The organism is Candidatus Aegiribacteria sp. (genome assembly GCA_021108005.1).
Taxonomy (GTDB): Bacteria; Fermentibacterota; Fermentibacteria; order Fermentibacterales; family JCC-6; genus Aegiribacteria.
Genome location: JAIORS010000018.1, coordinates 1 through 6936, shown reverse-complemented (window position 1 = coordinate 6936; position 6936 = coordinate 1). Strand labels below are relative to the sequence as shown.

6 protein-coding genes are annotated in these 6936 nt (G+C 44.9%); 3 read left to right on the top strand and 3 right to left on the bottom strand.

The window, feature by feature from the left end; genetic code table 11:
• Positions 1-262: 262 nt before the first annotated feature.
• Entirely contained in the window at positions 263-1402 is a 1140-nt protein-coding gene (locus K8S15_01300) for a class I SAM-dependent RNA methyltransferase (GenBank protein MCD4774670.1), read from the top strand.
• A 101-nt stretch (positions 1403-1503) separates the two neighbouring features.
• Here the strand turns inward: K8S15_01300 and K8S15_01295 are convergent, their stop codons facing one another.
• The 3 genes from K8S15_01295 to K8S15_01285 all read right to left on the bottom strand — a co-directional run bounded on the left by K8S15_01295 (position 1504) and on the right by K8S15_01285 (position 5330).
• Positions 1504-4047, bottom strand: a complete 2544-nt coding sequence (locus K8S15_01295; GenBank protein MCD4774669.1) for a SpoIIE family protein phosphatase — start codon at positions 4045-4047, stop codon at positions 1504-1506.
• A 65-nt stretch (positions 4048-4112) separates the two neighbouring features.
• Complete coding sequence (locus K8S15_01290; protein MCD4774668.1) at positions 4113-4475, bottom strand: winged helix-turn-helix domain-containing protein; 363 nt, start codon at positions 4473-4475, stop codon at positions 4113-4115.
• A gap of 126 nt (positions 4476-4601) precedes the next feature.
• Positions 4602-5330, bottom strand: a complete 729-nt coding sequence (locus K8S15_01285) for a creatininase family protein (GenBank protein ID MCD4774667.1) — start codon at positions 5328-5330, stop codon at positions 4602-4604.
• A gap of 62 nt (positions 5331-5392) precedes the next feature.
• Here K8S15_01285 and K8S15_01280 point away from each other — a divergent pair, with 62 nt between their 5' ends.
• Both K8S15_01280 and K8S15_01275 read left to right on the top strand, forming a co-directional pair.
• Positions 5393-6079, top strand: a complete 687-nt coding sequence (locus K8S15_01280) for a coenzyme F420-0:L-glutamate ligase (GenBank protein MCD4774666.1) — start codon at positions 5393-5395, stop codon at positions 6077-6079.
• 21 nt (positions 6080-6100) lie between these two features.
• The gene (locus K8S15_01275) at positions 6101-6886 is read left to right on the top strand and encodes a hypothetical protein (protein ID MCD4774665.1); all 786 of its coding nucleotides are present in this window, start codon (positions 6101-6103) and stop codon (positions 6884-6886) included.
• Positions 6887-6936 lie beyond the last annotated feature (50 nt).

Below are 6936 nucleotides of genomic sequence, written 5' to 3'. Positions count from 1 at the left end.
ACTTACATTCGGCTTCGGCATTTATCATGCGAAGTTTCATACGGAGTGATATTAGAAGGTCTTAACCTATTTAACTATAATCCGTTACATAAATTAGTATGTTCTAGAAAGAGAACAACAGCTTCAATTAAGCGGTCAATTATCTATTTCTACTTCTCTGGCCAGGTCTGCCTGGAGTCTTTGAAAACTGCTGGAGTACTTCCATTATCGTTATATTTCGTCAGACAGGTTGAAAAAATACGTTACGTCTCCGGAGGTTAGTTTGTTCGAATATCAGAAAACCGGACGGTTTTTCGGTATGATTGCCGAAGACCTCAAATCTATTGGTGAAGAGGAGCTTCGCAGACTCGGAGCTTCTGAACTCAAACCTGTGTTCCGTGGTGTCTTTTTCCGATGCGACATTGAAACTCTTTATAGAATTAGCTATCAGGCAAGGTTCTTTTCAAGGATCATGGCTCCAATAATCACTTTTGATTGCCACAGTGACAGATACCTGTACAGTACGGCCCAATCTATAGATTGGTCACAATTTCTTACCCCTGATAACACCTTTGCAATTTTTGCGTCTGTACACGATTCGAAAATAAGTCATTCGCAGTACGCTGCTCTAAAACTAAAGGATGCCATCGCCGACTGGTTCATGGAAAGGCATGGCAGAAGACCGAATGTTGAAACCAAAACCCCCGACCTGTGGATTGGTCTCCGGATATTCGGTAACCGTGCCTACATAAGACTTGATACTGGAGGAGGTTCAATGCATCGAAGGGGTTACCGGAAGTATTCGGTAGAAGCCCCCATGCAGGAAACACTCGCTGCGGCATTAGTTGAACTCTCAGGATGGGACGGGTCCACACCTCTTTACGACCCCTTCTGCGGGTCAGGTACAGTTCTTTGCGAAGCCCTGATGAAATACTGCCGAATACCCTCGGGCTATCTCCGAAGAAGATTCGGATTTCAGAATCTTCCCGAATTTGACAGGAATATCTGGAAAATAGTTAAAAAGGCGATTAATTCACAAATCAGAGAGCTTCCTGAGGGATTGATCAGTGGTTCTGATATTTCCAGTGAAGCCGTAAGCGCAGCATCGGTCAACTGCAGCCTGCTGCCTTCCGGAAACAGGATAAACCTTGAAACAACATCGTATCAGAATATTGCTGAACTGAAAAATATGACATTAATTACAAATCCTCCCTACGGGCTGCGACTCCAAAAAAACGAGAACATGGGATTGTTTGTTAAGGAAGTTGGCGATTTTCTGAAGCAGCGCTGCAGCGGTACAAAAGCCTGGGTCTACTTCGGAAAGAGAAAACTTATAAAAAATGTGGGACTGAAAACATCAATCAAGATTCCTCTTCACAACGGGAAACTGGACGGCAGGCTGGTGTTGTATGAAATGTATTGACAGTTGCATTAATATGTTAAATAAACGGTCAAAACCGCAAAAAATCTTAATGAAGAAATCAAATGATAATAGCATGTCTTAGATATTTATAATCAAAATATCTAATGCAATCGGTCTGCCTGGTTGAAGAAGTGTGGTACGTCCCCGATCAATCTTGCCGCCAGCAGGGTGAAGTCATCATCGTACTCATTTGATCCGTGATGCTCTTCAACGTCTTTTTCTATCAGATGCAGAAGGTCAGAAAGAGGGAGTTCTCTGTTAGATGAAACGAGTCTGGCGAGTCTCTTTTCTCCATACTCCTTCCCGGATGAACTCATTGATTCAGAAACGCCATCGGTGTACATAAGAAGTATATCGCCATGGTTGAACCGTATTTTTCCCTCATCGTATTCAGCATCATCCTTTACTCCAAGAAGGAGTCCCCCTCTGGCCAGCATTTTCACGTGCCCATCCTTACCGATAAGAAATGGTGGGTTATGGCCGGCGTTTACATAGTTCATGCAGACTTCTTCTGTATCGATCAGCGCCATGAAAAAAGTTATGAAAAGTTCAGAAGGAGTGTTTTCGCATACGATTCTGTTTATCTGCGAAGATGATTCCACAAGTGACGCTCCCATTGCTTGTGTGGTTCTGAGCGAAGCCTGAAGATTTGCCATCAGCATTGCCGGTCCAACACCTTTTCCAGCCACATCTCCAATTGAAAGTAATGTTCTATTATCATCAAGAGGAATTACATCGTAGTAGTCCCCCGCAACTTCAAGACAGAATCTGATGAGTGCTTCAACCTCAAGGCCGGGTCTGCCGGGAATATCACCGGGCAACAGTCCCTTCTGAATATCCCTTGCTACTTTCATCTGTGCGTCAAGCTTTTGTTTAATAAGCTTTTCATTCAGAAGTTCGAAGTTCTCCGCAACAAGCGCTGTCTGGGCGGAGAAATTCGCCAGCAGTTCAAGTTCTTCTGCCGTAAAGTCTTCACCGTTGGTTTTACTGCTTATCACGAGAAAACCTACAAGACCTGAACTGGTTGAAAGGGGAAGAAGTATCGCACTCTTCCTTAAAAGGAACCATTCTTCCTGCTCCTTTGACAGCCTGATCTTACCACTTGCTATGAGTTCGTCAAACAAAATGGGGTTATCCTTGCTTTCCAGGCTCCTCACAATTTCGTCCCTTATGTCAAATGGTGCCGGCTCCTCAAGCTCCACCGCAAAGCAATCCTTATCAACCATTCTCAGTACCGGGTAAATCTTTTCCGCTGACAATCCATCGGCCAGTTTTTTCTCGAGTTCTTTCCAGAAAGTTTTACTTTCAGTCCTGACAATATTGGATGCGAGGAAATTCTTCAGAAGCTCCCTTAACCTGACCCTTTCGGGGTAGAAGTGCTTTTCCAGCTTCTGTTGGGCTATTTTCTGTGTCGGCATGAAAAGAAAAGCCAGAAGCAGACCGAGAATCAGTGTCGGGGTACGGGTATCAATTCCCAGATGTTTAAGTATCAGCTCGCCAAAGACATAAAGCAAACCAATAAAAAGGAATAGCAGAATTACATTCACTACAATGAACCTTGTCCCCCGCTTGAGCTTAGCTTCCACTGACAGAAGCTTGTAACGTCCGAAGGCATACATGAATGTAACAGGTATCAGAAGCATCAGAAGGAACATGATATTGATGATCAGCATCCTTGTAATGAACGACCAGTTCTTGTACAACTCGGGCGCGATCTGCATGAACCAGCTGAAAGTAATAATGAAGATTATCCCCGGAGCGGATCCCAGCAAAATGAGTCTTGTCTGTCTTTTTTCAATGAAATTGTCCGCCCTGCAGTGATTTCTGAGCAGAAGCAGATAGCCAAGGCTCAGGAAAAGGGTCCACGTGATCGTAACAGCCAGATTCAAGTGTCTATGCCAGGCGATCAGCGCAACACCGAAGATTATCCCTGGAGCAAACAAAAGGATATTAATGAACAGCTTGTGCTTATCGAACCATTTCTGTCTAACAGGAAAAAGCATCTGCAATTTGAGCCAGAATGCTGCGGCAAACATCGCTATTGAGTTGAGGATAAGTAAGACAATGGAAGGGATCTGGAATGCAGCATATGCATCTGAAATGGCCGGACTATTTACGTTCATTGCCACTGCCAGTGTGTAGCAGAACAACGTTAGAGATCTGACCGAAGATGAGTACGGCTTTTTAAAAAGGCCCCAGAGACCTACGAGTATCAGTCCGACAACGATGAGTGTTCTAAGTATAACTAGTATCCATATTTGAAGCTTCATGACAAGTGGAATAGATCTTGTGATCACGGTTGTTACATACGTTTTGGACTCATGTATAAATTTAATGTCGATCTCTTTACCGGCAGGGGTATCAACATTGAAAACGCTGAAATAGTTACTCTGGGTGGATGGAAGCCCATCGACTTCTACAAGTATATCACCCGCAACCGGTATTGGAGGCGCTTTGAAATCGCCCGAATCAACTTCAGCGAACTCGGCGTAAGGTGAGCATTCCTTAAGCCAGAGGAAACTCCACATATCGCCCATGCCGGAGAGGTTAATGACCTTCGAGAATTCCCTGATCATGCAAATAGAAGAGAATCCTATGATGACAACAGAAACAGCTATCATAAGAACCGATATGACTCTCTTCATTTCAACTCCCGGATTGATCTTAAGTAGTATATGCACAATTCTCGTACAAAGTAAATAGGTATTTCCTATCTGTTCATTCTATATATTCTTACGATGACGCTATTTTCTGTTTTTCTTCTTTTGTTCTTTCTTTTCGGTGTTGTATCCTCCCGCCCGAAAGAATAGGAGCAACTGCCAATGACTCCTTCAAGTAAAACCCGCAATTCGTGCAGATAGTCGTATTCCTCATTGAATTTGTAGATCAGTGTTCTTCCTTCTCTAACGCTATTCAGTATGTTTCCGCTTTCCAGTCTTTTCAGCTGCTTCTGAACCGAATCAAGAGGCGCTTTGAAGAACCTTGATATCTCCCTTGCGTAGCCATCTCCGCGGGCGTGAATGTAAAGTAGAACCTGCTCTCGAACGAGAGAACCAAGAATCGGTTCAAGCATAATGACCTCCATCGTATGTCACATGACATATATATAATAACATACATTGACGAAAGTCCAGGAAAATTAAAGAAATAAGTTTCAAGAAGTGAAAACCAGCTTCATGGCATGTTTCAGACAGGGGAACTATTCCCCTTTATTCAAGGCCTCCAAATAGAAACACAGGCTGTTTACCAGGAAATCGAAGAATGTTTTACCCTTCTCCTCGGATACGTACTTGAGATTCGACCCTGCTCCGCCATCAGGATAGAGCTCTTTCCATTTCTCTCGCGAAATAATTGCACCATCTGGAGGTTCAGGGGGGAATGACATTTTCTCGAATTCGGGCATTCTCATCCCCATAAGATGCCACACCATAGAAACTTCGGTAACGGTCACATGATAACCGGGATCCTGGCAGAACAGTTCCCTCTGTTTTTTAACAACCCCCGGCAGCTTCCAGTATGGAAGGTATCGTAAATCCGCATCAGGACAATCTTCAGATGCTTCTCTCAATCCATCGGTAACAGGGCTTCTGTTCCCGCCATGTCCGCTTAGAAAAACTATCTTTCTGAAGCCATGAGTATAAAGAGATACGGCAATGTCCCTTGCCATAGCGGAAAGAGTACTTCGTTGAAGGGTTACCGTTCCTGGAAAACCCATATGGTTTTCGGACATTCCGAACGTTATCGCAGGAGTAACAGCCGTTCCCGTTATCATTCCAGCAGCCGCGCAGAGTCTCACGGGAATAATCGTATCGCATGCCAGAGGAGCTGCGTCACCATGCTGCTCAAGCGATCCCACCGGAATAAGCACGGTATTCTTGTTCTCAAGGTATTCTATTACTTCCCTGGTCAGAACTCCCGCAAGGATCATTTTTCCTCCTATTGTCCAATTTTGTACCCTGCTGCATACTCGCCTGAAAGGTCAGGTACATTATGAGAAAGAATACAATAATCGCAAGAGGGATCTCCTGGGAACGGATACCTGTGAAAACCAGGCTGATCCTCAAAGGAGATAATCTCCTCGAAGTAATCGTAGATGGGCTTAAGCAGGCTGATGTAGTACCCCTGCAGGATGACATTCTATTTGTTAGCGAAAAAGCCGTAGGGGCGAGCCAGGGCAGGTATTATCTGCTGGATGACGGTTCTCTGAAACCTCGTCGCCTTGCCACTCTTCTAAGCAGGTTCGTCACAAAAACACCAGGGGGCATCGGTCTGGGAATTCCAGAAACAATGGAATGCGCGCTGCGGGAATGCGGAATACCAAGAATTCTATTTGCGGCTTTCGTGAGCGCATTGAGCAAACTGTTCGGTAGAAAGGGTGATTTCTATCGTATAGCCGGGACAAAAGCCAGATCAATTGACGGACCTACAAGCGGAACAATACCGCCATTCAACAGAGCGGTAAGCCTTGCCCCTGAAAATCCCGATGGAGTCTCCAGAACAATTTCAGAACACTTCAGCTGCAAAGCAGCGGTTGTTGATGTAAACGACCTCGGTGGCAACATTCTAGGAGTTTATCCTCCAGAAGTTGAAAAAGATCTTCTTATTGAAATTCTCAGTGACAATCCTCTGGGCCAGGGGACAGCAAGCACCCCCGTAGGAATAGTACGAAAAGCCTGAAGCAGTAATCAATCAGATCTGTTGCATTCAAAGGCGGAAAGGTCAGCCGGTATCATAGTAACGCAGGAATTCTATCCTGATCTTGAAACTATTCTCAACCGAGGCTCAGGACCCGAAGCCTTCACTATGGCAATACTGGGTGAACTTGATCCCATAATGGAATTCCTCTGCAGTCATCTGCCTATAAGTCATGAGGAAAGTGTTAAATGGATACTGATGGAGCTTACTGCCAACGCCATCACCGCTCCTATCAGCTATCTGCTGGGAACCAAAACCGGTCTAACAAGAGATGAGATGCTTTCGGCAATTGGAACGAGCGCCGTATGGCCCGATTCCGGTAAGGAGAATTCTTCAAGTGCTTCGGAAGAATTCATCATCCGTATGGAAAAAGTGCTGGGCGTCAGCATTTCTCAGTGGCTTTCCATGAACCTGACGGCCCGGATCGGCCAACTGGTCAAAACATCCGGAAGCAGCTGGGTGAGTATCACCGTGTATATCAGTACTGCATATGAACGTTTTGAAATCGTTGTTCAATCGGAATACCCTCCATTAAGAGGTGATATCGAAGGAATCCGCTGCTGCTTTAATTCCTCCGACGAGACTTCCATCCGGATTCGGAAAGAGAGAAAACCTTTTGAAGATAAAGATGGCATCTATCATATGCCATCATTTACAGGAGGGGGCGGAATGGGACTTCTTGCGTGTATCCGGCTTGCTGAGGAGAAGGAACTCTATCTGGATTATATTGTACATGATGATCCGGAAACGGGTATACATTTCCGCCTTGGCAACCACCCGGTCAAATAGAAATCAGTCTGCTTCCGGTTATTTCTTCCTGCCGGTCATACTGTCAATTA